The 20943-nt window shown below is 68.7% G+C and carries 22 protein-coding genes; 10 read left to right on the top strand and 12 right to left on the bottom strand.

Annotated elements, in window-relative coordinates; all coding sequences use genetic code 11:
* Window positions 1–14: 14 nt before the first annotated feature.
* The 3 genes from dnaK to DAETH_RS13865 all read left to right on the top strand — a co-directional run bounded on the left by dnaK (window position 15) and on the right by DAETH_RS13865 (window position 3626).
* Window positions 15–1904, top strand: a complete 1890-nt coding sequence (gene dnaK, locus DAETH_RS13855; RefSeq protein WP_264775464.1) for a molecular chaperone DnaK — start codon at window positions 15–17, stop codon at window positions 1902–1904.
* A gap of 94 nt (window positions 1905–1998) precedes the next feature.
* A complete protein-coding gene (locus DAETH_RS13860) occupies window positions 1999–2631 on the top strand; it encodes a nucleotide exchange factor GrpE (RefSeq protein ID WP_264777441.1) in 633 nt (210 codons plus the stop codon).
* A gap of 80 nt (window positions 2632–2711) precedes the next feature.
* Complete coding sequence (locus DAETH_RS13865; protein ID WP_264775465.1) at window positions 2712–3626, top strand: DnaJ C-terminal domain-containing protein; 915 nt, start codon at window positions 2712–2714, stop codon at window positions 3624–3626.
* Between the two features lie 142 nt (window positions 3627–3768).
* Here DAETH_RS13865 and DAETH_RS13870 read toward each other — a convergent pair whose 3' ends face one another.
* The gene (locus tag DAETH_RS13870) at window positions 3769–4155 is read right to left on the bottom strand and encodes a winged helix-turn-helix transcriptional regulator (RefSeq protein ID WP_264775466.1); all 387 of its coding nucleotides are present in this window, start codon (window positions 4153–4155) and stop codon (window positions 3769–3771) included.
* 115 nt (window positions 4156–4270) lie between these two features.
* Here DAETH_RS13870 and DAETH_RS13875 point away from each other — a divergent pair, with 115 nt between their 5' ends.
* Window positions 4271–5125, top strand: a complete 855-nt coding sequence (locus DAETH_RS13875) for an SDR family oxidoreductase (RefSeq protein WP_264775467.1) — start codon at window positions 4271–4273, stop codon at window positions 5123–5125.
* A 109-nt stretch (window positions 5126–5234) separates the two neighbouring features.
* Here DAETH_RS13875 and DAETH_RS13880 read toward each other — a convergent pair whose 3' ends face one another.
* The 4 genes from DAETH_RS13880 to fba all read right to left on the bottom strand — a co-directional run bounded on the left by DAETH_RS13880 (window position 5235) and on the right by fba (window position 10158).
* Complete coding sequence (locus tag DAETH_RS13880; RefSeq protein WP_264775468.1) at window positions 5235–5663, bottom strand: CBS domain-containing protein; 429 nt, start codon at window positions 5661–5663, stop codon at window positions 5235–5237.
* 110 nt (window positions 5664–5773) lie between these two features.
* On the bottom strand, window positions 5774–8284 hold the full coding sequence (locus DAETH_RS13885) for a S8 family peptidase (protein WP_264775469.1): 2511 nt from the start codon (window positions 8282–8284) through the stop codon (window positions 5774–5776).
* A 110-nt stretch (window positions 8285–8394) separates the two neighbouring features.
* Window positions 8395–9117 (bottom strand): hypothetical protein, encoded by a 723-nt coding sequence (locus tag DAETH_RS13890; protein ID WP_264775470.1) that lies wholly within the window; start codon window positions 9115–9117, stop codon window positions 8395–8397.
* A 123-nt stretch (window positions 9118–9240) separates the two neighbouring features.
* Window positions 9241–10158, bottom strand: a complete 918-nt coding sequence (gene fba, locus DAETH_RS13895; protein WP_264775471.1) for a class II fructose-1,6-bisphosphate aldolase — start codon at window positions 10156–10158, stop codon at window positions 9241–9243.
* A 114-nt stretch (window positions 10159–10272) separates the two neighbouring features.
* Between fba and DAETH_RS13900 the strand changes: the two genes are divergently transcribed.
* Window positions 10273–11487 carry an aminotransferase-like domain-containing protein gene (locus DAETH_RS13900; RefSeq protein ID WP_264775472.1) on the top strand — a complete coding sequence of 405 codons (1215 nt, stop codon included), beginning with the start codon at window positions 10273–10275 and terminating at the stop codon, window positions 11485–11487.
* 644 nt (window positions 11488–12131) lie between these two features.
* On the opposite strand, the gene DAETH_RS13905 is transcribed toward DAETH_RS13900, so the two are convergent.
* Complete coding sequence (locus DAETH_RS13905) at window positions 12132–12917, bottom strand: IS982 family transposase (protein ID WP_264774389.1); 786 nt, start codon at window positions 12915–12917, stop codon at window positions 12132–12134.
* Between the two features lie 321 nt (window positions 12918–13238).
* On the opposite strand from DAETH_RS13905, the gene murI reads away from it, so the two are divergent.
* From murI to DAETH_RS13925, 4 genes are all read left to right on the top strand, one after another.
* Window positions 13239–14063 (top strand): glutamate racemase, encoded by an 825-nt coding sequence (murI, locus tag DAETH_RS13910; protein WP_264775473.1) that lies wholly within the window; start codon window positions 13239–13241, stop codon window positions 14061–14063.
* A complete protein-coding gene (gene rph / locus DAETH_RS13915) occupies window positions 14060–14779 on the top strand; it encodes a ribonuclease PH (protein ID WP_264775474.1) in 720 nt (239 codons plus the stop codon). The genes murI and rph overlap by 4 nt, the downstream gene beginning before the upstream one ends.
* A 69-nt stretch (window positions 14780–14848) precedes the next feature.
* Window positions 14849–15208, top strand: a complete 360-nt coding sequence (locus DAETH_RS13920) for a DoxX family protein (RefSeq protein ID WP_264775475.1) — start codon at window positions 14849–14851, stop codon at window positions 15206–15208.
* Window positions 15209–15330: 122 nt separating this feature from the next.
* Window positions 15331–15549 carry a hypothetical protein gene (locus tag DAETH_RS13925; protein WP_264775476.1) on the top strand — a complete coding sequence of 73 codons (219 nt, stop codon included), beginning with the start codon at window positions 15331–15333 and terminating at the stop codon, window positions 15547–15549.
* A 73-nt stretch (window positions 15550–15622) separates the two neighbouring features.
* Here the strand turns inward: DAETH_RS13925 and DAETH_RS13930 are convergent, their stop codons facing one another.
* The gene (locus DAETH_RS13930) at window positions 15623–16549 is read right to left on the bottom strand and encodes a class I SAM-dependent methyltransferase (protein ID WP_264775477.1); all 927 of its coding nucleotides are present in this window, start codon (window positions 16547–16549) and stop codon (window positions 15623–15625) included.
* 33 nt (window positions 16550–16582) lie between these two features.
* On the bottom strand, window positions 16583–16879 hold the full coding sequence (locus tag DAETH_RS13935; protein WP_264775478.1) for a hypothetical protein: 297 nt from the start codon (window positions 16877–16879) through the stop codon (window positions 16583–16585).
* Between the two features lie 112 nt (window positions 16880–16991).
* On the opposite strand from DAETH_RS13935, the gene DAETH_RS13940 reads away from it, so the two are divergent.
* Window positions 16992–17408: an SCP2 sterol-binding domain-containing protein gene (locus tag DAETH_RS13940; RefSeq protein WP_264775479.1), complete on the top strand. Its 417-nt coding sequence runs from the start codon at window positions 16992–16994 to the stop codon at window positions 17406–17408.
* On the opposite strand, the gene DAETH_RS13945 is transcribed toward DAETH_RS13940, so the two are convergent.
* From DAETH_RS13945 to DAETH_RS13960, 4 genes are all read right to left on the bottom strand, one after another.
* Complete coding sequence (locus tag DAETH_RS13945; RefSeq protein ID WP_264775480.1) at window positions 17405–18214, bottom strand: MBL fold metallo-hydrolase; 810 nt, start codon at window positions 18212–18214, stop codon at window positions 17405–17407. The genes DAETH_RS13940 and DAETH_RS13945 overlap by 4 nt on opposite strands.
* A 4-nt stretch (window positions 18215–18218) precedes the next feature.
* Window positions 18219–19229 carry a tRNA (guanine(46)-N(7))-methyltransferase TrmB gene (gene trmB / locus DAETH_RS13950; RefSeq protein WP_264775481.1) on the bottom strand — a complete coding sequence of 337 codons (1011 nt, stop codon included), beginning with the start codon at window positions 19227–19229 and terminating at the stop codon, window positions 18219–18221.
* On the bottom strand, window positions 19226–20026 hold the full coding sequence (locus tag DAETH_RS13955; RefSeq protein ID WP_264775482.1) for an FAD-dependent oxidoreductase: 801 nt from the start codon (window positions 20024–20026) through the stop codon (window positions 19226–19228). The genes trmB and DAETH_RS13955 overlap by 4 nt, the downstream gene beginning before the upstream one ends.
* Before the next feature lie 63 nt (window positions 20027–20089).
* On the bottom strand, window positions 20090–20923 hold the full coding sequence (locus tag DAETH_RS13960; protein ID WP_264775483.1) for an alpha/beta fold hydrolase: 834 nt from the start codon (window positions 20921–20923) through the stop codon (window positions 20090–20092).
* Between the last annotated feature and the right edge of the window lie 20 nt (window positions 20924–20943).

Here is a 20943-nt window from a genome sequence, read left to right on the forward strand (position 1 = left end):
CCAAGGAGTCAAACATGCCGAAAGCCGTAGGAATCGACCTTGGAACCACCAACTCCGTGATCGCCGTGATGGAGGGCGGTCGCCCCGAAGTCATCGTGAACGCGGAGGGCTCGCGCACCACCCCGTCCGTCGTGGCCTTCAAGGGCGACGAGCGCCTCGTGGGCCAGATCGCCCGCCGCCAGGCCGCGCTGAACCCGCAAGCTACCCTCTTCGAGGTCAAGCGCTTCATCGGGCGCCGCTGGGACGAGGTGCACGAGGAGGCAGCCCGCAGCCCCTTCAAGGTGAAGGAAGGCCCGGGCGGCTCGGTCCGCATCGAGGTCTCGGGCAAGGACTACGCCCCCGAGCAGGTCAGCGCCGAGGTGCTGCGCAAGCTCGTGCAGGACGCCTCCGCCAAGCTGGGCGAGAAGATCAAGGACGTGGTGATCACCGTTCCCGCGTACTTCGACAACAGCCAGCGCGAGGCCACCAAGCAGGCCGGTGAGATCGCGGGCCTGAACGTGCTGCGCGTGATCAACGAGCCCACCGCCGCCGCGCTCGCGTACGGCCTGGAGCGCAAGGGCAACGAGACCGTTCTCGTCTTCGACCTGGGTGGCGGCACCTTCGACGTGACTATCCTGGAGCTGGGCGACGGCGTGTTCGAGGTGAAGTCCACCTCCGGCGACACGCACCTCGGCGGCGCGGACTTCGACCAGCGGATCGTGAACTGGCTCGCCACCGAGTTCCAGAAGGAACACAACTTCGACCTGCGCAAGGACCCCCAGGCCCTTCAGCGCCTGATCGAGGCCGCCGAGAAGGCCAAGATCGAGTTGAGCAACGCCTCCGAGACCACGATCAGCCTCCCCTTCATCACCTTCGACCCCGAGACGCGCACCCCGCAACACCTGGAGCGCACGCTGACCCGCGCCAAGTTCGAGGAGCTGACCGCCGACCTGCTGCGCCGTGTGCGCCAGCCCGTCGAGCAGGCCCTGTCGGACGCCAAGCTCAGCGCGAACCAGATCGACGAGGTGATCCTGGTCGGCGGCTCGACCCGCATCCCCGCCGTCAAGCGCATCGTGCAGGACCTCACCGGCAAGACGCCCAACGAGTCGGTCAACCCCGACGAGGCCGTGGCGCTGGGTGCCGCCGTGCAGGCGGGCATTATCCAGGGCGACTCGTCCCTGGGTGACATCGTTCTCGTGGACGTGACGCCGCTGACGCTGGGCGTGGAGGTCAAGGGCGGCATGGTCGCGCCGATGATCACCCGCAACACGACGATTCCCGCCAAGAAGACCGAGATCTATACCACCGCCGAGAACAACCAGCCCGGCGTGGAGATCGTGGTCCTTCAGGGCGAGCGCCCGATGGCCGCCGACAACAAGTCTCTCGGCCGCTTCAAGCTCGAAGGGATTCCGCCCATGCCCGCCGGTCGCCCGCAGATCGAGGTGACCTTCGACATCGACGCGAACGGCATCCTGCACGTGACCGCCAGGGAGAAGACCAGCGGCAAGGAAGCCTCCATCCGCATCGAGAACACCACGACCCTCGACAAGGGTGACGTGGACCGGATGGTGCGCGAGGCCGAGCAGAACGCCGAGGCCGACCGCAAGCGCCGCGAACGGGTCGAGAAGCGCAACAACCTCGACTCTCTGCGCGTCCAGGCCCTCGGCCAGATCGAGGAGAACCAGGGTGCTCCTCAGGAGGCCAAGGACCGCCTGCAGGCCGCCGCGACCGAGGCCGAGGAGGCCGTGCGCAGTGACGACGACGCCCGCATCGAGGCGGCCCAGAAGCGGCTGGAGGAGGAACTGCGCTCCTTCATGACTGCGGGCCAGGGCGGACAGGGTGGCGGGCAGGACGGCCCCCAGGGCGGCGCGGGACGGCAGCAGGAAGACGACGTGATCGACGCGGACTTCAAGCCCGCCCAGTAACGTCCGCTCCAGACATAGAACCCAAGGGGAGAGGACGGCCAGCGTGCCCCCTCTCCCCTATCCTTGACCGATGTTCAGAAGGCGAGGCCCGACCATGACCAACAACGACGATCTCAAGAACACGAACGAGCAGGCGACCCAGGACAAGCACGACACCCGCGCCGACACGAAGACCATCGACGCCGACCTCCAAGGCGCCGAGACCGACAACACGGACGAGGACGCCGAACTGGGCGGCTTCGACGAGAACATGTTCGGCCAGGTGCAGGAGATGATGGCGCGGCTGGAGCGCGTAGGCGAGCTGGAGAAGGAGAACGCCGACCTGAGGGGGCGCCTGGGCCGACTCGCCGCCGACTTCGAGAGCTACCGCCGCCGCACCCAGGAGGACGTGCAGGCCGCCCAGAGCCAGGGCGTCGCCCGGGCCGCCGAGGCGCTGATGCCCGTCTACGACGACCTCGACCGCGCGGTGAGCATGGGCAGCGGCGACGCCTCCAAGCTCATCCCCGGCGTGCAGGCCGTCCAGGCGACCGTGCTGCGCGTCTTCGGCAATCTGGGTCTGGAGGCGACGGGTAAGGAGGGCGAGACCTTCGACCCGCAGTGGCACGAGGCGCTGCAAGTCGTGCCCGGCGAAGGTGACGACGTGATCGTGCAGGTCTACCAGCCCGGCTTCCGGATGGGAGACCGCCTGGTGCGCCCGGCGCGGGTGGTGGTGAGCAAGAAGCAGTAAGCGGTCAGCCTTCAGCTCCCAGCAGGACTGGGGCGAAGGCTGTTCGCCGAGGGCTGACGGCTGAAAGCTGAGGGCTCCCTATGGCATACAAGGACTACTACGACGTCCTCGGCGTCTCGCGCGGCGCCTCGGACGCGGACATCAAGAGCGCGTACCGCAAGCTTGCCAAGACTTACCATCCGGACAAGAACCAGGGCGATGAGAGGGCCGCCGAGAAGTTCAAGGAGATCGGCGAGGCGTACGCGGTGCTCTCCGACCCGGAGAAGCGCAGGCTGTACGACCAGTTCGGGCACACCGGGCAGGTGCCGCCGGGCTACGGCGACGCGGGCAACTTCCAGGGCGGCGACTTCGCGGGCTTCGACCCCAGCCAATTCAGCGATTTCTTCCAGGGCTTATTCGGCATGGGGGGACGGCGCGGCGGTGGTTTTCAGGGTGGGGGCGGCTTCTCGGGGGGGCAGGTGAATCTCGAAGACCTGCTCGGCGGCATCGGCGGCACCCAGGGGCGGAGATTCGTGCAGAACGTGGAGGGCGAGCTTCAGGTCACGCTGGAGGAGGCTTACGGCGGCTCGGACGAGGTGATCAACGTGGACGGCAAGAGGTTGAGCCTGCGGGTGCCCGCCGGGACCCGGGACGGCAGCCGCCTGCGCCTCGCCGGGCAGGCCCCGGGGGGCGGCGACGTGCTGCTCACCATCCGGGTGCTCGAAGACGCCCGCTTCGACCTCGACGGCGACGACCTGATCACCACGGTGGACGTGCCCGCACCCGTGGCCGCCCTCGGCGGGGAGGTGACGGTGCAGACGCTCGGCGGCAGCGGCAACCTCAAGGTTCCGGCCGGAAGCAGCGGGGGCCGCCGGATGAGGCTACGCGGGCAGGGCTGGCCGAAGAAGGACGGCACGCGCGGGGACCTCTACGTGCGGCTGAACCTCACCGTGCCCAAGGACCTCGGCGACGAGGAGCGGGAGCTGTACCGCCGCCTGCGCGACCTGCGGAGGTAACCGGGCCGAAGGACGAGGGCGATTCCTCTTCTTGAAGTGCTGGTTCTTGAAGTGCTGGACAAAAGAACGCCGTCATGCTGAACGGGGCATGCCCTCCTTGTTCAGGGGAGCCCTTCTCTTCAGCATGACGGCTCTTGTCGTGTCACCTGGCCTGGGCTTGTCCGCCGCGTCGTCCGTCGTAATCCTGCCGCGCGACGAGCACGGCGCCCATGTTGTTCTGGGCCCACCTCCCCAGGTCGGTGACGATGCCTTCCAGGCTCGCACCCAGGTCGGTCAGGCGGTACTCGGTTCGGGGCGGCACGACGGGGTACGCGGTCCTCGCCACCAGACCGTTGCGCTCCAGGTCGCGCAGGGTCTGGGTGAGCATCTTCTGCGAGATGCCGTCTACCGCCTGTTCCAGCTCGCTGTAGCGCAGCGTCCCTGCGCGCAGGGCGTACAGCACGAGCACGCTCCACTTGCCTGTGACCATCTCCAGCACGCCCTGGCTGGGGCAGTGCCTGCTCAAGACGTCGGCGGCTTGTTCGGTCATGTTCCCCATATACCACGTGTCTCCCACTAACGCACCAGAAGGTAGGTACTTTACAAAACACACTGCTTGGCCGTAAGGTGCCTCCATCCGGCCACAAGGTCGCGAAAGGAGCCCCATGAAAGTTCTCGTCACCACCCCCAACGGCAAGGTCGGCCAGGAGGTCGTTCGTCAGCTTCAGGAGCGAGGCGTGGAGGTCCGCGTCGGGGCACACACCGTGGACAAGGCGCGGCAGGCTTTTCCCGGTGCGGAGGTCGTGCCCTTCGATTACGCGGACGAGGCAAGCGTGAGGGAAGCCCTGCGGGGCGTGGACGCCCTGTACCTGGCCTCGCCCGGCGACATGCCCGCCGAACCCGTGAAGCGCGTGGTGGACCTCGCGCGGGAGGCGGGCGTGGGACAGATCGTGCGCCTGAGCGCGATGGGCGCCCAGCACAGCGACAACCCGCTGCGTGAGGTCGAGCGGCACATCGAGGCGTCGGGGGCTCACTGGACCTTCCTGCGCCCCTCTTGGTTCATGCAGAACTACTCGACCATGTACGCGGACATGCTCCGGGGCGGCGCCCTGTACGAGCCCGCAGGCGACGGCAAGACGAGTTTCGTGGACGCGCGGGACATCGCGGCGGTCGCGGTGGCGGCGCTCACCGGGGAAGGGCACGCGGGGCAGGCCTACACGATCACGGGCCCGCAGGCCCTGGACCGCGACGAGGTGGCGGCGGCCATCTCGGGCGCGACCGGGAGGGACGTGCGGTACGTGCCCATCAGCGACGAGCAGCTTCAGGAGACGATGCGCGCCGGGGGCGCCCCCGAGGCCTACGTGGGGCTGATGTCGGCCCTGTACGGCGCCGTGCGCGGGGGGCACTCGGCAGAGGTGACGGACGACGTGCGGCGCGTCACCGGCCGTGATCCCATCCCCTTCACGCAGTTCGCCCGCGACCACGCGGACGTGTGGGCGGGGGAACTGAAGGAAGCCTGACCGGACCACCCGGGGGCTCATGGGCGGGCTGGTCGTCTGACGAGCGAGGTGAGACGTGAGACCAGGCGCCGAGGGCAGACAAGCGGCCCGCGCCGTTGCGCTCGGTGTCCTAACTGTTGTGGTTGTCGCTGGGCACACTCACACCCTGGAGGGCCTGTTCGTCCGCGTTCCCGCTTGCCCGCACGGCAAGGTCACCGATGCTGACGATACCCACGACCCGCCCGTTCTCGGTGACCGGCAGGCGACGCAGTTGCTGGCGCCCCATCTCGTCGGCGGCGTCCTCCACGGAGGTGTCCGCGTCCATCGTGAACACGTCCCCGGTCGTGTAGTCGGTGACCGCCGTGCCGGAGTCGTGCCCGTAGGCGACCGCCCGGATCACGATGTCGCGGTCGGTGATGATGCCCGTCGGGCGGTCGCCCTCCATGACGAGCACCGCACCGATGTCCTGCTCCAGCATCAGGGTGGCGACCTCCTTGAGTGTCGCCTGCGGGTCCACGGTCACGGGGTTGGGCGTCATGATGTCTCGAAGAGTAGGCATAGCTGAACCGTAATCCCTGGAGGCCTCCCCTCTCGTGGGAACTTGCTAAAGGGGGACACGAAGAGGGGAGGCGGCCGCGCTGGCCCCTCCCCCAACTCCCGGCTGACCACTTACCGCATCAGCCAGTCGAAGCTCGTCTTCATCAGGGTGGCCCGGCTCTGCGGGCTCAACCCCTCCAGCCCGAAGCCCATGTTGACCGTGCGGTACTTGCCCGCGTCGTTCGCCACGATGGCTCCGGCGTTCTCGCCCGCGTTCTGGGCGGTGACGCGGGGGCGCTGAGTCGGCTGCTGGCCCTGGAACACCTGCCGCAAGATGGAGCCGACCACGTTGGCGGCGAGGCGCTCGACGAGCCCGCGCGGGTCCTGCACCTTCTGCTGGGCGCGGCTGCGGTTCTGGTCCACCCGGATGCTCTGGGCGTTGATCGTGCCCGCGTTGGCGTTCGCGCTGCCCCAGCCCGCGACGACCTGCGAACCGCTCAGGTCGGCGATCACGTCGGGGTAGTACTGGTTCCTGGCGCTGCCGTCGGCGTTCAGGGTGAAGGCCGTGTTGCCGAAGGCCCCGCGCGTCACGAATTTCGGCGTGCCGCCGCTGTCGGCGACGAAACGGGTCCTCAGCGTGTCGCGGTAGAAGTCGCTCGTGCCGATGTCGTAGCCGATGTCCTGCCCGGTCACGAGGAGGCGCCCGCCGCCCGCGAGGTACTGGCGCAGCGTGTTCTGGTCCTGGGCGGTGATCGTGTTCTGGTACTGCTCACCGGTCGCCCAGACCACGATGTCGGCCTGCCCCATCTCGCTCAGGGGCACGGGGCCCTGGGTCTGCACGTTCCAGACGAAGGCCCCGCCGGAGGCCGCGTTCGCCTTGATCGCCTCGCGCAGCGCGTTCGTCACGTCGGTGCCCTGCCCCGCGTCGTCGTCCACGAGGAGGACGGAGGGCTTCTTGCCCGCGCTCGGGGCGGGCGTGGGCGCGGGCGCGGGGGCCGGGGTGGGAGCAGGCGCCGGAGCCGAGCCCCCCGGCTGCACGTCGCGGATGAAGCACGCCTTCTTCACGTTGACGATGGGATCGACACCCCACTCCTCCACCGTGCATTTGAACCCGTCCGTGCCGATGCCGGTGGCGAACTTGCCCTGCGCCCCGAAGGCGGCCTCCTTCTTGCCCTGGAACTTGCAGTCCTCGAACTCCATCGAGCAGAACTCGAAGCCCGCCGGGCCCGTGGGCCTGCCCGCCGAGGGCGCAGGCTGCGGCTGAGGTTGGGGCTGGGGCTGAGGTTGCGGCTGGGGCTGGGGTTGAGGCGCGGGCCGGTTGCCCTCCAGGTTCACCCCGAGCTTGCCCAGGGCGCCGGGCACGTTGATCAGTCCGTACCCGACGTTGTTGTTCTTACTGCCCGCGTTGCTGGCGCTGGAGTAGAGGGCGTTCTTGACCGCGTCCACGCCCGTCCCCGGCTTGGCGCTCAGCATCAGGGCGACGGCACCCGCCGCGATGGGACTCGCCTGGCTGCTGCCGCTCAGGGCGCCGTACCCCCCGTTCGGGAACGAACTGGTGATCTCCACCCCCGGCGCGGCGATGTCGGGCTTGGTGAAAACGCCGTTGATCTGGCCCTGCCACGCGACGGGGCCCCGGCTGCTGAAGCTGGCGACCTGCCCGTTCCGGTCCACCGCGCCCACCCCCACCGCGTCGGGGAGGTTGCCGGGGCTGCCGGTCGTCGAGCCGTTCGGCCCGAAGTTGCCGATGGCGAAGACGGGGACCACGCCCGCCTTGAGCATGTTCTGGACCGGGGTGATGAACTCGTCGTACGTGCCGGGAATGCCCAGGCTCATGTTCACCACGTCGGCGCCGTCGTCGGTGTCCGCGTTGTTGTCGGGGTCGAGGACGTACTGCATTCCCGCGATGACCTGGGCGAAGGTGCCCTCGCCGTTGGGCAGCACCAGGGCGCTGATGAGCCGCGCGTCGGGCGCCACGCCCACGCTCTTGCCGACGAGGAGGCCCGCCGTGTGGGTGCCGTGGTTGCCCGTGTCGTGAGGGCCGCTGTTCACTCGGTCGCCGCTCGCGTCGAACTCGGCGAAGGCGGCGAGCTTGCCCGACAGCTCGGGGTGGCCCGCGTCGATCCCGGTGTCGAGGTGCCCGATGCGCACGTTCTGGCCCCGGAAGCCCGCCGACCACGCCTGGGGCGCCCCGATATTCTGGAGATGCCAGGGGGTGCCGCTGGGGGCGCTGGCGTTGCTGAGGGCCACGGCGCGCGGCACCTGCACCCGGAAGTTCTCGAAGATGGTGTCCACGAAGGGCAGCGCGGCGAGCACGCGGGCCTGCACGGGCGTCAGGGGAAGGAACACGCTCTGGTCGAGCCACAGTTGGGTGCCCCGACCCGAGTTCAGCGCCTGGGTGACGAACCCGGCGGCGGGCCCGAGCTGGTTGATGCGGTTCTGGAGCTGCGCGCGGGCGTTGCGGAAAAGAGAGCGGCCCCGCGCGTCGTTGGCGAACTTGAAGCGCACGATCACGCCGACCGTGCTCTGGTCGCCGCGCTTGGCCCGCTCCAGCAGGGTCGGCGAGAGACTTCCCGCGTTCGCCGTCGCCCCGCCGCCCAGGATCAGGGCCGCCCCGAGCAGGAGAATAGCTTTCTTGTTTCTCATATCCTTCAAGCTAGCGAGGGCCCGGTGACGCGCTCTGAAGGGGCGGTGAGGAACCCTTGAAGTGAGGTCAGGGGCGCGTCATCTTCGGCTCAGGAAACGGGGGGCAGGCCTCAGCGCGTGTAGCCGAAGATCACGCCACCCTCGTTGATGATCCCGTGCAACATGCTGAGGCGGTAGTAGCTGAAGATGACCTGCCCGCCCCCGAGTTGCAGGAGTTGCAGTTGCCCGTTGACCCCATTCTGGGTGACCGGGCTGTTGCCCTTGATCACCCACTCGAAGCCGCCGCGAATGTCGAGCGTGCGGTCGGGGGCGGTGGTCACCGACACGGGCCGGGGCCTGGTGGCAAACCCCTCCGGGGTGCGCAGCTCTCCGGTGGTCAGGTCGAGGACGAGGCCGCGCAGGACCCCGCCCAGACCGGGCGCGTCCCCGAAGCGCAGGCGGTTGCCCTCCCGGCTCAGCGGCAGCTTGAGCACCCGGCCCGTCGCGCTCAGGATGGGCTGAAAGACCAGATACCGCTCGAACTCCCCCCGGGTGATCCCCAGGCGCTCGTCGTAGGCCGGTTTCTCTCCCTTGGCCGCGCTGACCATCACGGCGCGCAGGGCGTCGGGGCTGCCCCCCACCCGGGTGACCTGCCGCTGCAACTCCACCAGGGTCAGCCGGGGCTGCTGCTCCATGAACTGCACGATCTGCCCCGGCTGCGGCAGCAGCGCCCCCAGCCTCGCCGCCCACCCGCCCGGCGCGGGAAGCGAGGCCGTTCCCGCGACAGACAGGGTGCCCGTCACCAGGGCGACGAGGGCCAACAGCGGCTGAAGGGAAGGGCGGGCGGCTCTCATGCCGAAGGCGAGCATACGGTCCCCGGGTGAGAATTCACCGTCCCCAGGCTCACCCCGGCTCAGAAAGGCGTCAGGTGCCGGTCACCTTGGCGGCGGGCACCTGACGGGGCGGGCAGGCGGGAGCTACGCCTTGCCGACGCTCCCCAGCACGCCCATCTTGTGCTCGACGATCCCGGCCATCACCTCGCGGGCGGGGCCGAAGACCTTGCGCGGGTCGAACTCCTTGGGGTTTTTCGTCAGCACCTCGCGCACGCCGACCGTCATGGCGAGGCGCAGGTCCGTATCGACGTTGACCTTGGCGATCCCGTGCTGGCAGGCCAGGCGCAGGTCCTCGTCCGCGATGCCCGCCGCGTCGCCGATCTCGCCCCCGGAGTCGCGGAACCGCCCAACGATCTCGGCGGGCACGCCGCTCGACCCGTGCGCGACGAGGGGGATGGAGACGAGTTCCCCGATCCGCTCGATGCGCGCCTGGTCGATGTACGGGCGGCCCTTGCCCTTGTATGCCCCGTGCGAGGTGCCGATGGCGATGGCGAGGTAATCGGTCCCCGTCTCCTCCACGAACTGCACCGCTTCACCTGGGTCGGTGAGGAAGGCGTCCTTCTCGTCCACGACGACGTGCTCCTCGATGCCGCCCAGGCGCCCGAGTTCGGACTCGACCGAGATGCCCATCGCGTGCGCGGCCTCGACCACCCGCCGGGTCTCGCGCACGTTCTCCTCGAAGGAGTGGTGCGAGGCGTCGATCATCACCGAGGTGAAGCCCATCTTGATCGCCTTCAGCGCGTTCTCGTACGAGGAACCGTGGTCGAGGTGCAGAGCGACGGGCACGGTGGCGCGGGTAGCGATGTCGATGACGATGTTGGCGAGGTCCTGGCCGCCGTACTTGATGGCGCCCTCCGACATCTGCACGATCACGGGGGAGCGCAATTTCTCAGCGGTGTGGATGATCGCCTGGGTGATCTCCATGTTGTTGGTGTTGAACGCGCCGACGCCGTACTTTCCAGCGCGGGCGGGAACCAGGATGTCGTTTCCGGTCACGAGCATGGTGGGGCCTCCTTTGGCGGGTTCCACTCTAACGGGCGGGGGGTGAGGTGGGGGGCGGGACGGCTATCCCGGACGGGAACGGTCCCCGGGCGCCCCGGGCGGTAGGATGAGCCCATGACGACCTCCACCCTGCCCGTGCCCGACTTCACGGCGCGGATTGCCGAGCGTGCCCGGCGCATGAACGCGAGCGCCATCCGCGAGATCCTCAAGATCACCCAGGAGCCCGACGTGATCAGCTTCGCGGGCGGCCTCCCCGCCCCCGAACTGTTCCCCATCGAGGACGTGCGCCGGGCGACGGACGCGGTGCTCACCCGCTACGGGGCGGCGGCGCTGCAATACTCCACGACGGAAGGCCACCTGCCGCTACGCCGCTGGATCGCCGGGCGGGCCGGGATCGAGCCGCAGAACGTCCAGATCGTGACCGGGAGCCAGCAGGGGCTCGACCTCCTGGGCAAGGTCCTGATCGACGAGGGGGACGTGGTGCTCGTGGAGTCGCCGACGTACCTGGGGGCCCTCCAGTCCTTCCAGCCGTACGGGCCGCGCTACGTGCAGCTTCCCACCGACGACCACGGGATCGACGTAGGCGCGCTGGAGGCCGTCCTCAAGGCCCAGCCCGCCAAGCTGCTCTACGCCATCCCCAACTTCCAGAACCCGACAGGGCGCACCCTGAGTCTGGAGCGCCGCCGCCGCCTCGTGGAGCTGACGGCGCAGTACGGCGTGCTGGTGATCGAGGACGACCCCTACGGCAAGCTGCGCTTCACGGGCGAGGAGTTGCCCGGCCTCTACGACCTCGCGCTGGAGATGGCGGGCGACCCCGAGCACAGCCACGTCATCTACTGCAGCTCGTTTTCCAAGACGCTCGTGCCGGGGCTGCGCGACGCCTGGCTCCAGGCCGCCACACCCATCATCGGGAAGGTGGTGCAGGCGAAGCAGGGGGCGGACCTCCACACCCCGACCCTCAACCAGATGATCGTCACCGAACTCGTGGACGACGTGATGCCGCGCCAGATCGAGATCGTGAAACGGGCGTACGGGGAGCGGGCGCGGGACATGGTGGCCAAGATCGGGGAACACCTCCCGGCGGGCATCCACCACACCACCCCGGAGGGGGGCATGTTCCTGTGGGTCACGCTGCCGGAGGGCATCGACACCCAGCCTATGCTCGCGCGGGCGGTGGTGCGCAAGGTGGCGTACGTGCCCGGCACCCCCTTCTTCGCCCTGGGCGGCGGCGCGAACACCATGCGCCTGAGCTATTCGAGCGCCACGCCGGAGCAGATCGACACCGGGTTGAAGGCGCTGGGAGAGACGATCCGCGAGGTGTTAACATAAAATATTAGGTATAGTCACGCGATTTTATTCCGCGAAAGCGGGTTAAACCTTAGTTGTGGATCAAAAGTTATAGGATGCAGAGGTGGACCGACAGCGTTGGGGCAGTCCGTATGCCCCTTTCTTCTATCAGGGTGTGCAATACACGCTAGCTCACCTCAACACCTTAGAATATATTTACGTGCAACCCGCTTCTGAATCGAAACCCGAGCGGCAGTTTGTAGTCATCATTGATTTCTCGGATCACTGCTTTACGCATGCATGGAAGGAGGGCGATGATACAGCGTTACATTACGGTCCTCGCAAAAGCCGACCACAGAATGAGCGCACCTTCGATACTCAGCGGTGGCAATTGTCCCATAATCTACCTAATATTGTGCGGAACTTGATGGGAGCGAAACTGTATCACAACCCCACTCGCGACTACACAAAGATACACATAACATCCTTGACACAAGATGGTATAGAGGTTGAGTACGAGATATACATCAACGTAAGATTCGATAAATAAGCACGCAAGCTTCGGCTCACTGTTGAGACCGCCTTCTGGCGTACTAAAGGAGGGTCAAACCGCCGGAGAGGTGATCGGGTAAGTTTTGCGCTCCTACTCACCGCGAATAGGGATTGACTCGGAGCGCCAAGTGTGATTAGGCGGGGAGGTCAAAGAACTTGAGGTTGTGGGCGAGGACGAGGAGGGCGACCTTGAGCCGCAAGCTCGCCATCGTCTTGACCTGCCCCCACCGCAAGCCGGAACCCACCAGCACCGAGAACGCCGACTCGATGATCTTGCGGGCAGCCGCATATTCGTCTTTCCAACGAGGGTCAGGACGCTTGGCATTGCTTTTGGGTGGCGTCAGGTACGTGCCGGACTGATAGCCTTTGTCCCCAATCTGCTTCGGCCCACCGAAGGTGGGCCAGTCGCGGTTCATCACGCACCCGACGGTGAAGTCATGCTCGTTGGCGGGCCGGAGCACGTACTGGGCGATTTTGCCATTCAGGGTCGTCCAGGCATGCAGCTTGAACCCATACACCGGGCCGGAGGTACTGAAGCCGTGTCGTGCCCCCTTGAACTTGCAACGGGGAGCGCGCTTGAAGGTGCAGACTGGGAGGGGTTCGGAGTCCACGGCCACGAAGTCCAGTGCCTGGACTTCGACACTCGCGCCCTCGATCACAGGGGTCAAGCGTTCCAGCCGGGTACGGGCCTGGACCTCCGAAGGGTAATGGGGACAGTGGTTGAGTTTGAGCATCCTCCACCAGCCCCTGAAGTAGGGTGCTTTGTGAATCCGCTGCAATAGGGCCACCGCCACCAATTCGGCGTCACTGATCTTCTCGTGGGGGTGGACCAGCTTGGATGGCATCTGGGGGGTCAGCCAGACCGTCAGGCGTCGCAGGGCGTCGGGAATGGGGAGTAGACTGAGGTCGGGACGGCACATGAGCACCGTCCCTTTGCCATTTCTCCCCCCACCCTGTCAACCCCTATTCGCGGTTACTCGCTAACGCCGAGCTTGGAAAGCCCGTCAAACGAGCACCATAAAAATAGTCCGATCCAGGGTGTGGATCGGACCGCAAGAGGCTTGATACCGAAGGCCGAAAGATCACGAGGACCTTTAACAAAACTCCCGAGCTCTTGGTCATTCCGATCTTGGTCGGAACCACTTGCGTGGCGGCGCTGGGGCGATTCGGACTGGCGTCCGTCTTGGGCGTATACCCCAGTACTCGGAGTCTACCACACTTCTCCTCTATGATCTTCCCCGATGAGCCGTGAAGCCCCCCTCGGAGTCTTCGACAGCGGCGTCGGCGGCCTGAGCGTGCTGGCCCATCTGCGGCGGACGCTGCCGGGGGAGGATTTCCTGTACTTGGCGGACACGGCGCACGTGCCCATCGGCGCCCGGCCCGACGAGGAGATTCGGGACCTCACGGCCCGGGCGGTGGCGGCGCTGCACGAGCGGGGGGCCAAGGGGGTCGTCGTGGCGTGCAATACGGCCTCGGCCTTCAGCCTGACCCACCTGCGGGAGCGGTACGGCACAGGGGATGAGCCCTTCCCGATCATCGGGCTGGTGCCCGCCGTCAAGCCCGCCGTGGCGGCCACAGAGTCGGGCGTGGTGGGGGTGCTGGCGACCCCCGGCACCCTGCGCGGCTCGCTGCTGCAAGACGTGATCCGCCAGTGGGCCGAGCCCGCCGGGGTGCGGGTCCTGACCGTCGTGAGCGCCGACCTCGTGCCCCTAGTGGAGGCGGGGCGGGCGGCGAGCGACGAGGCGCGGGAGGTGCTGCGGGAGGTCCTCACGCCGCTGAGGGACGCCGGGGCCGACCAGCTCGTCCTGGGCTGCACCCACTACCCCTTCCTCGCGGGGAGCATCCGCGCCGAGTTCGGGGACACCTTCGCCCTGGTGGACAGCGGGGCGGCGGTCGCGCGGCACACCCGCAACGTGTTGTGCGGCTCGGGGCTGCTGCGGGAGGGGGAGCGGGGGGGAAGCGTCACTTACCTCGTGACGGGGGACCCGGAGAGGGCGCGGCCCGTCATCACCACGCTGGTGGGGGAAGGCGGGCAGAATACTCGGGTGACGCAGGTGACCACTTGACCCTTTCCCTCCCCGCCCGCGTGGGCCGGGGCGTCCTGACCCCACGCCCGCTCACCGTGGAGCGCGGGGTGAACCCGCACGCGCCCGGCAGCGCCCACTTGAAACTGGGCCGCACCGAAATCCTTGCCACCGTCAGCGTCGAGGACAAGCCCGCGCCCCACATGCGCGGCAAGAAGGAGGGCTGGCTGACCGCCGAGTACGCGATGCTGCCCCGCGCCACGACCGACCGTCAGGCCCGCGAGCGCAACCTCCAGAACGGGCGGCGCCACGAGATCCAGCGCCTGCTCGGGCGGGCGCTGCGGGCGAGCATCGACCTGCGGCACTTCCGGGGCCAGACCCTCTACGTGGACTGCGACGTGCTGGTGGCCGACGGCGGCACTCGCGTCGCCAGCGTGCTCGCCGGGTACGCGGCCCTCCACGACCTCGCCGACCGGCTGATCCTCTCGGGCAGGCTCTCCGAGTGGCCCCTGACGCATGTGGTGGGGGCGGCGAGCGTGGGGCTCGTCGGCGACGAATTGCGGGTGGACCTCGACTACGCCGAGGACAAGGTGGCCCGCGCCGACCTCAACGTGGTCGCCACCGACACGGGCCTCCTGATCGAGGCGCAGGGCGGGGCGGAGGAGGGCCCGATCACGGCGGAGGAGTACGTGCGGCTGCTCCGGGCGGGGGTGGAGGCGGTCGGGGGGCTGCTGCGCGAGCTGCACCGGCAGTTGTAGCGCCCGAGCGCCCGGGGTCATTCGTCCCGCCGTGCGCTACACTCCCCCCAGACCAAAGGAGGATGGGGCATGGGTGTGACTGGCTTTATCGGACGGGCGCTGCTGGCGAGTATCTTTATCAAGAACGGCATCGACCACCTGCAAAACCCCGAGCCCATCGTGCGGGCGGCCAAGGGGGCCGAGATTCCCCAGCCCGAACTCGCCGTCAAGGCGAACAGCGCCGTGATGGTGGGTGCGGGGGCGCTCCTCGCCCTGGGAATCGCGCCGCGTGCCGCGAGCACCGCCCTCGCCGCCAGCCTGGTTCCGACCACCGTCATCGGCCACCCCTTCTGGGACAAGAGCGGGTCCGAGCGCTTCCACCAGCAGACCCACTTCATGAAGAACCTGGCCCTCTTCGGGGCGCTGCTGGCGGTGGGCAGCCGCAGGTGAGGGAGAGCGGTCAGCTCAGGGCTCCCGGCGGGGGGCCTTTTTTGTGGTGCCGTGGCTCTCGGTAAAGGCCGCTTGGGACCTCGCCGCCGCGCGGCTCACGAAGGTCCGGGAGGATGAGCGGCATGACGGACTACAAGAACCGGGAACTGAACGATCCCAGCGACATCGACCTGCAGGACACGGTCGAGGAGGGGATGCAGGGCGCTTCCGGCGACATGAACGCGAACGGGCTGGAGGGCGGGGTGGACTCCGAGCAGAAGCTAGGCGAGCTTGAGCAGAACCTCCAGGGCCTGACCGGAGCGGGCGGGGGCGGACTGCCGGGGCCGAGCGACACCGAGTAACCCCCGGGCACAAAGGATTTTCACGGCGGCACGGGTCCTACGTGGGCTGGGTGCCGCCTTCTTCGTCGCCCTTCTACAGTTCCAGCCCGCGCGGCGTGGGCACCCCCGCCGGGATCGCCGTCACCAGCACCTCGTACTTGCCCGTCACGAACACCTTGAAGCCGTGTTTCTGAAGCCCGCGTCGGGCGGCGGCCACGTCGGCGAGGAGGAGGCTGAGGTCGGGGCGGGCAAAATTGCGCGTGCGGGCGCCGTGGCTCAGAAAACCGTCCTGGTAACGGGCATTCGGGAAGCCGAGAATCAGGCCGCCCGTCGGCGTCAGGTGCTCCCGGCGCAGGGCCCGCAGCACGTCCTCCTGCCGCACGCCGGGGCTTTGCAGCACGCTCAGCGCCAGCACGAGGTCGAAGCGGCCCAGCGAGGGGTTGGGCAGCGTGTTCACGTCGAGGACGCGGAAGGTGGCCCCCGGGTGCCGGGCGCGGCCGAGCGCGAGAGCCGAGTCGTCGAGGTCCACCCCGAGCACGCCCAGGGTCCGGTCGGGAAAGGCCAGCTCCAGGGCGCCAAGTTCCTGCCCCGCGTTCACGCCGACGGCGAGCACACGCCCGCCCGGGGGAGGATTTACCCGCCGCAGCGCCTCCACGAGCGTGAACAGGAAGACGGGGTCTTCGAGCTTGTCCACCCGCGCCCAGTCGCCCCCCGTGCCGTAGCCCCGTGCGTCGGGAGCCGGGGTGTTCACGTAGGCCCGCAACCGTACTCGGACCCGCCCCTCCCCCGCCTTCTCCGGGGTCAGCAGGTGCGCGCCGAGCAGGTCGGCGAGGTCGGCCCAGACCTGCCACGGGCGATGCAGACCGGACGGGGTGGCCTCGCCCGCGTAGAGGCCCGCGCCCAGGTCGGGGTCGGGCACGGTGAAGACGACCTCTCCCCGCCCCGCCAGGGCCGCGCGCACGGCGGGGAGAATCAGGGACAGCGGCTCGTGGGTGAAGGTCAGCTCGGGCGGGACGGACACCCGCCGAGAGTAGTGCGCGGAGGAGGTGCCGAGTCACCCCCGCAGAAGGGCGGCGAGTTGGCGCAGGCCGTCCTGGTCCTCGGCGGGGGCGTTGGCGGCGAGGCGTTCGGTCTCGTCGGCGAGGGCGGGCAGGAGGCGGGCGGCCTCCTCCAGGTCACCGGAGGACAGCACACCCTGAAGCTGGGCGAGGTGATCGGCCAGCGTTGCGGCGCCGGGAACGTCGGTCAGGGTCTGCTGCCAGTCGAGCGCGACGGTCGCGGCGGCGCTGGGGTCCACGTTCGTCACGCCGCCCCCGAGGGCCTGCAAGGTCTGCCGGAGTTGTTCGTTCATGGGTTGCCTCCTCTGGTCCTGCCGCACCATGAGACGCCCATGTTCCGCTCGGGAGATGTACAGGGGCCTACTATCGCCCTCCAACGGCTTCCGGGCCGCGATACTGCCCCCCATGTCTCCCTACCGCGACGCCGCGCACCTCCAGGCCATCCTCGAACGGGTCTTCCGGCGCGGGTACGCCGGGGACGAGGCGGGGCTGATCCTGCGCCAGCGCCTCGCCGTGGCCTTCGTCATCTCCGATCCCGACCTCCACGCCCGGGTGGACGGGCGAGACGGGCAGACGGTTCAGGTGACGTTCGGGCCGGAGGCCGCGAGCCTCCCCGCCGACCTCACCTTCCGCATGGCCGGGGACGCCGCTCACCCCTTCTGGCTCGGCGAACTGAATCCGATGACGGCGATGACTCAAGGCCGTCTGCGGATAGGGGGCTCCCTGATTCGCGCCATCGCCCTCTCGCCGACCCTCCCGCACCTCCAGCGGGCGTACCGGGAGGAGTACGCGGCGAGCCCTGGCAGGGAAACGGTGCGCTAGCGAAGGGCCGCCCGGGTGGCCCGCACGTTCAAACCGTGCAGGTCCCGGTAGAAGTCGGCGTTCGGCACGTCCGCCAGTCCCAGGTCGGCGAGGGCCTCCTCGAAGGTGGTGTCGGGGTGAGCGGCCAGGCGGGCGAAGTAGGCGAGGTTGTGCTCGACGAGGGACGCGTCGTGCTGGCCGCCGTGGCACGGCAACACCACCGCCGGGTCCAGCGCCCTCAGGTCACGCATGGTGGCGAGCAGCACGGGCAGGTCGGCGTCCTTCTCGACATAGGGAAAGGGGAATTCCAGGGCGTCCGCCGCGAGCAGGAAGCGGAGTTCGGGAATCCACACGGCGAGTTGATCCGCGCTGTGCCCGGGCGCCGGTCGCAGTTCCAGCGTCAGGTCTCCCCCGTCCACCGTCAGGGCGCCGCCAAAGGTCACCGTCGGCGGGTGCAGGACAACCCCGGCGAAGCGGGCGTCCCCCTCCTGCTTGCGCGCCAGCTTGGCCTGGGCCTCCGGTGACCGCAGGACTTCCCCGGCAAGGCGGCTTCCCAGGATCGGTGCGGGATGCGGGCCGCCCGGCGCGAACAGCGCGTTGCCCCAGGCATGGTCGAAGTGGCTGTGCGTGTTGACGACGAGCAGGGAGCGACCGGCCAGATCGTCCCCCAGCAGCGCCAGCATCTGCGCGGCCTCCCCCGGGGTGCCGAAAGTGTCCACGACGACCACGTGCCGCCGCGTGACCACGGCGAAGCAGTCCACCTCCGGGTCCGACCGGAACATCCGCACGCGCGGGTCCGGCGTGGGAAGCTCCGTGACCGTGGGCACCACGCTAATACCCCCGGTGCGTGACCACCGCGCCCCGCTCCTCCAGCCAGCCTGTCACGGTGCCCACCGCCGCCTTCACCCCCGGCGTGATGATCGGTCCCCCGAAGCGGGCGAGGCGGACGAGGTGGCTGCCGTCCCCCCGCCCCGTCACGCCGACCAGAACCTCCTGGGTCAGCTCCCCCTCGACGACGTGCGCGAGGCACACCCAGCCGTCCTTGCCCAGGCTGCGGTACAGGTCGAGGAGGACGACGGTCCAGCCCGTCCCGTCTCTTTCTGATGCAGTCTCGCGCGTCTGCCCGCCGCGCGCCGTGTGTTTACCGAACTCGCGGGGGTCGAAGTCCGGGGGCAGAGTCAGGATGGCGTGGGGCACGTCGGGGGAATCCTCCTCGTCGGGGTAGCGAGTGACGGCGCCGTGGGGCACCTGCGGCTGAGCGGTCGGCGTGAAGCGGGCATGGTGGGCGCCCAGGCCCAGGTCGCGCCACTTCAGGGCGTACTTCGTCTCCAGGGCGGCGGGCGGCGCGTCGGTCAGGTCCACCCGCATGACGCCACTTTCCTCGGCCTCGGCGCAGGCGAACTCGAAATACTCGTCGTGGTCGGTGGTGAGCAGGACCGCTCCCCCCGGCTTCAGGCGGCTGGCGGCGAGCCGGAAGAAAGGGGCGCGCAGCAGGCGGTGGTCGGTGTGCCCCGCCTTGGGCCAGGGGTCGGGGAAGTTGACGACGATGGCGTCCAGCGCCCCTTCCGGCACCACCTCGCGGACGAGGACGGTGGCGGGCAGTTTCGTGAGGACGGCGTTTGTCAGCCCCGCCGCCCGCAGCCGCCTCTCCGCCTTGAGCAGGCTGACCCCGCTGAGTTCCACGCCGAGGTAGTTGGGCGCCTCGGGGAAGGTGGCGGCGTAATGCGGCCAGAACCGCCCGTCGCCGAAACCCACCTCCAGCACCCAGGGGCGGTGCGGGGTGTCGGGGTAGAGGCGCGCGGCGGTGTCTGGGAAGTGGAAGTCGGAGAGGCGGTAGATCACGGCGTTTCCCCCCCTCCCGACCTCCCCCGCGAGGGGGGACTCGAAGAGCCGCGCAGCGGAGGGGACAAAAGAAGTTCCTCCGCCAGCCGCGCCGCGTCCTCCAGCACGGAGGCGTAGGTGTGTTCGCCCGGCGTGCAGCGACCCACCACGTACACCCGCTCGAACCGCTTGATACGGAAGCCGTCGAGTTCGGTCGGGGCGGGGGTCAGAAAGCGCACGTTGTAGGGCGGCGCCCCCTCCACCCCGGCGGCAGTCTGTTCCCCCCCGACCAACCACACTCCACCCCGCGCAAGGTCGTCCGCCAGGAAGTCATACGCGACCTCGGAGAGCCGCCCGGCCTCCTCCATCGTCTCGCCGATCAGCAGGCGGCCCTTGAGGAAGGCGCCGACGGCCAGGACGACGCGGCGGGCGCGCAGGGTGGGGCCCTCCCAGGTGGAGAGCGTGACCTCCTCCTCCCCCTCGCCGAGTTCTGTCACCGTGCTTTGCAGGAGGTGGATGCCCGCCGTGCCCTCGATCTCCGCCTTGAGGTGGCGGTGGAAGGTCCAGCCGTCGGTGTCGGGGGCGATCTTCCCGGCGACGAGGGCGAAGACGCTGCCCGGTGGAAAGCCCGCGCCCTCAACGGTCGGCTGGTACAGGTTCCCGAGGTGGTCGAGGGCCTGCGAGACGAGGAGCACGTCCGAGCCCGAGCGCGCGAGGCGCCACGCGAGTTCCGTGCCCGCCAGGCCCGCGCCGACCACCGCCACGTCGTAGAGGTGCCCCGGCTGCGGCTGGCTGCGGGGTTGAAGGGGACCGAACATCAGGGGGGAGTGTAGTACACAAAGAAAGACCCCCTGAAGCGGGGGCCTGAGGTAACCTCAGGTTTACTTCCCGAGGAAGTTCAGGAGGGCGCCGTTGACCTCCTCGGCGAAGGTCCACAGGATGTTGTGCGGGCCTTCCGGGATGGTCACGAGTTCGCTGCCGGGGATCAGGCTGGGCAGCCGCTTGGCGGTCGCGTCGAAGGGCAGGATGCGGTCGTCGGTCCCGTGGATGATCAGGGTGGGGACCTTGATGTTCGCCACGTCCTGACGGAAGTCGGTGAGCCAGGTGTCCACGCAGGCGAGGGTGGCGCGGGCCGAGGCGCGGGCAGCGACGTTCCAGCTCGCGCGCAGCACCTCCTCGCTGACGCGGCTGCCGAGCAGGGCGTCGGTGTTGTAGAAGTTCTGGAAAAACTCGGTGAGGTACGCGAAGCGGTCCTGGCGGATGGACGCCTTGATGCCCTCGAAGACGCTGGGGTCCACCCCCTCCGGGTTGTCGTCCGTCTTCGGCAGGTAGGGCGGGATGGGGCCGATCAGGACGGCCTTACTCACCCGCTCGTTGCCGTACTGGCCGACGTAGCGCGTCACCTCGCCCGTTCCCATCGAGAAGCCCACGAGCACCACGTCGCGCAGGTCGAGGTGGGTGAGCAGAGCGTTCAGGTCGGCGGTGAAGGTGTCGTAGTCGTAGCCCACCGACGGCTGGCTGGACTGGCCGAAGCCGCGACGGTCGTAGGTGACGACGCGGTACCCGGCGTCCAGCAGGGCGGCCTCCTGCCGTTCCCAGGAGCGGCCATTCAGCGGGAAGCCGTGGATCAGCACGACGGGCTGGCCCTGACCGTGGTCCTCGAAGTACAGCTCGATGCTCTGTCCGTTCTCCTTGCCGACCTTCACGTAAGACATGAGTTCCCTCCTCGGGGTGG

Source organism: Deinococcus aetherius, assembly GCF_025997855.1.
GTDB lineage: Bacteria > Deinococcota > Deinococci > Deinococcales > Deinococcaceae > Deinococcus > Deinococcus aetherius.

Bases quoted from the DNA above. Each gene is read 5' to 3' on its own strand.
- DAETH_RS13885 (WP_264775469.1), bottom strand. From the start codon at position 8,284: ATGAGAAACAAGAAAGCTATTCTCCTGCTCGGGGCGGCCCTGATCCTG.
- DAETH_RS13890 (WP_264775470.1), bottom strand. From the start codon at position 9,117: ATGAGAGCCGCCCGCCCTTCCCTTCAGCCGCTGTTGGCCCTCGTCGCC.
- DAETH_RS13870 (WP_264775466.1), bottom strand. From the start codon at position 4,155: ATGACCGAACAAGCCGCCGACGTCTTGAGCAGGCACTGCCCCAGCCAG.
- DAETH_RS13860 (WP_264777441.1), top strand. From the start codon at position 1,999: ATGACCAACAACGACGATCTCAAGAACACGAACGAGCAGGCGACCCAG.
- DAETH_RS13940 (WP_264775479.1), top strand. From the start codon at position 16,992: ATGTCTCCCTACCGCGACGCCGCGCACCTCCAGGCCATCCTCGAACGG.
- DAETH_RS13865 (WP_264775465.1), top strand. From the start codon at position 2,712: ATGGCATACAAGGACTACTACGACGTCCTCGGCGTCTCGCGCGGCGCC.
- DAETH_RS13900 (WP_264775472.1), top strand. From the start codon at position 10,273: ATGACGACCTCCACCCTGCCCGTGCCCGACTTCACGGCGCGGATTGCC.
- DAETH_RS13960 (WP_264775483.1), bottom strand. From the start codon at position 20,923: ATGTCTTACGTGAAGGTCGGCAAGGAGAACGGACAGAGCATCGAGCTG.
- DAETH_RS13875 (WP_264775467.1), top strand. From the start codon at position 4,271: ATGAAAGTTCTCGTCACCACCCCCAACGGCAAGGTCGGCCAGGAGGTC.
- DAETH_RS13880 (WP_264775468.1), bottom strand. From the start codon at position 5,663: ATGCCTACTCTTCGAGACATCATGACGCCCAACCCCGTGACCGTGGAC.
- DAETH_RS13925 (WP_264775476.1), top strand. From the start codon at position 15,331: ATGACGGACTACAAGAACCGGGAACTGAACGATCCCAGCGACATCGAC.
- fba (WP_264775471.1), bottom strand. From the start codon at position 10,158: ATGCTCGTGACCGGAAACGACATCCTGGTTCCCGCCCGCGCTGGAAAG.
- DAETH_RS13955 (WP_264775482.1), bottom strand. From the start codon at position 20,026: ATGTTCGGTCCCCTTCAACCCCGCAGCCAGCCGCAGCCGGGGCACCTC.
- DAETH_RS13935 (WP_264775478.1), bottom strand. From the start codon at position 16,879: ATGAACGAACAACTCCGGCAGACCTTGCAGGCCCTCGGGGGCGGCGTG.
- DAETH_RS13905 (WP_264774389.1), bottom strand. From the start codon at position 12,917: ATGTGCCGTCCCGACCTCAGTCTACTCCCCATTCCCGACGCCCTGCGA.
- murI (WP_264775473.1), top strand. From the start codon at position 13,239: ATGAGCCGTGAAGCCCCCCTCGGAGTCTTCGACAGCGGCGTCGGCGGC.
- dnaK (WP_264775464.1), top strand. From the start codon at position 15: ATGCCGAAAGCCGTAGGAATCGACCTTGGAACCACCAACTCCGTGATC.
- DAETH_RS13920 (WP_264775475.1), top strand. From the start codon at position 14,849: ATGGGTGTGACTGGCTTTATCGGACGGGCGCTGCTGGCGAGTATCTTT.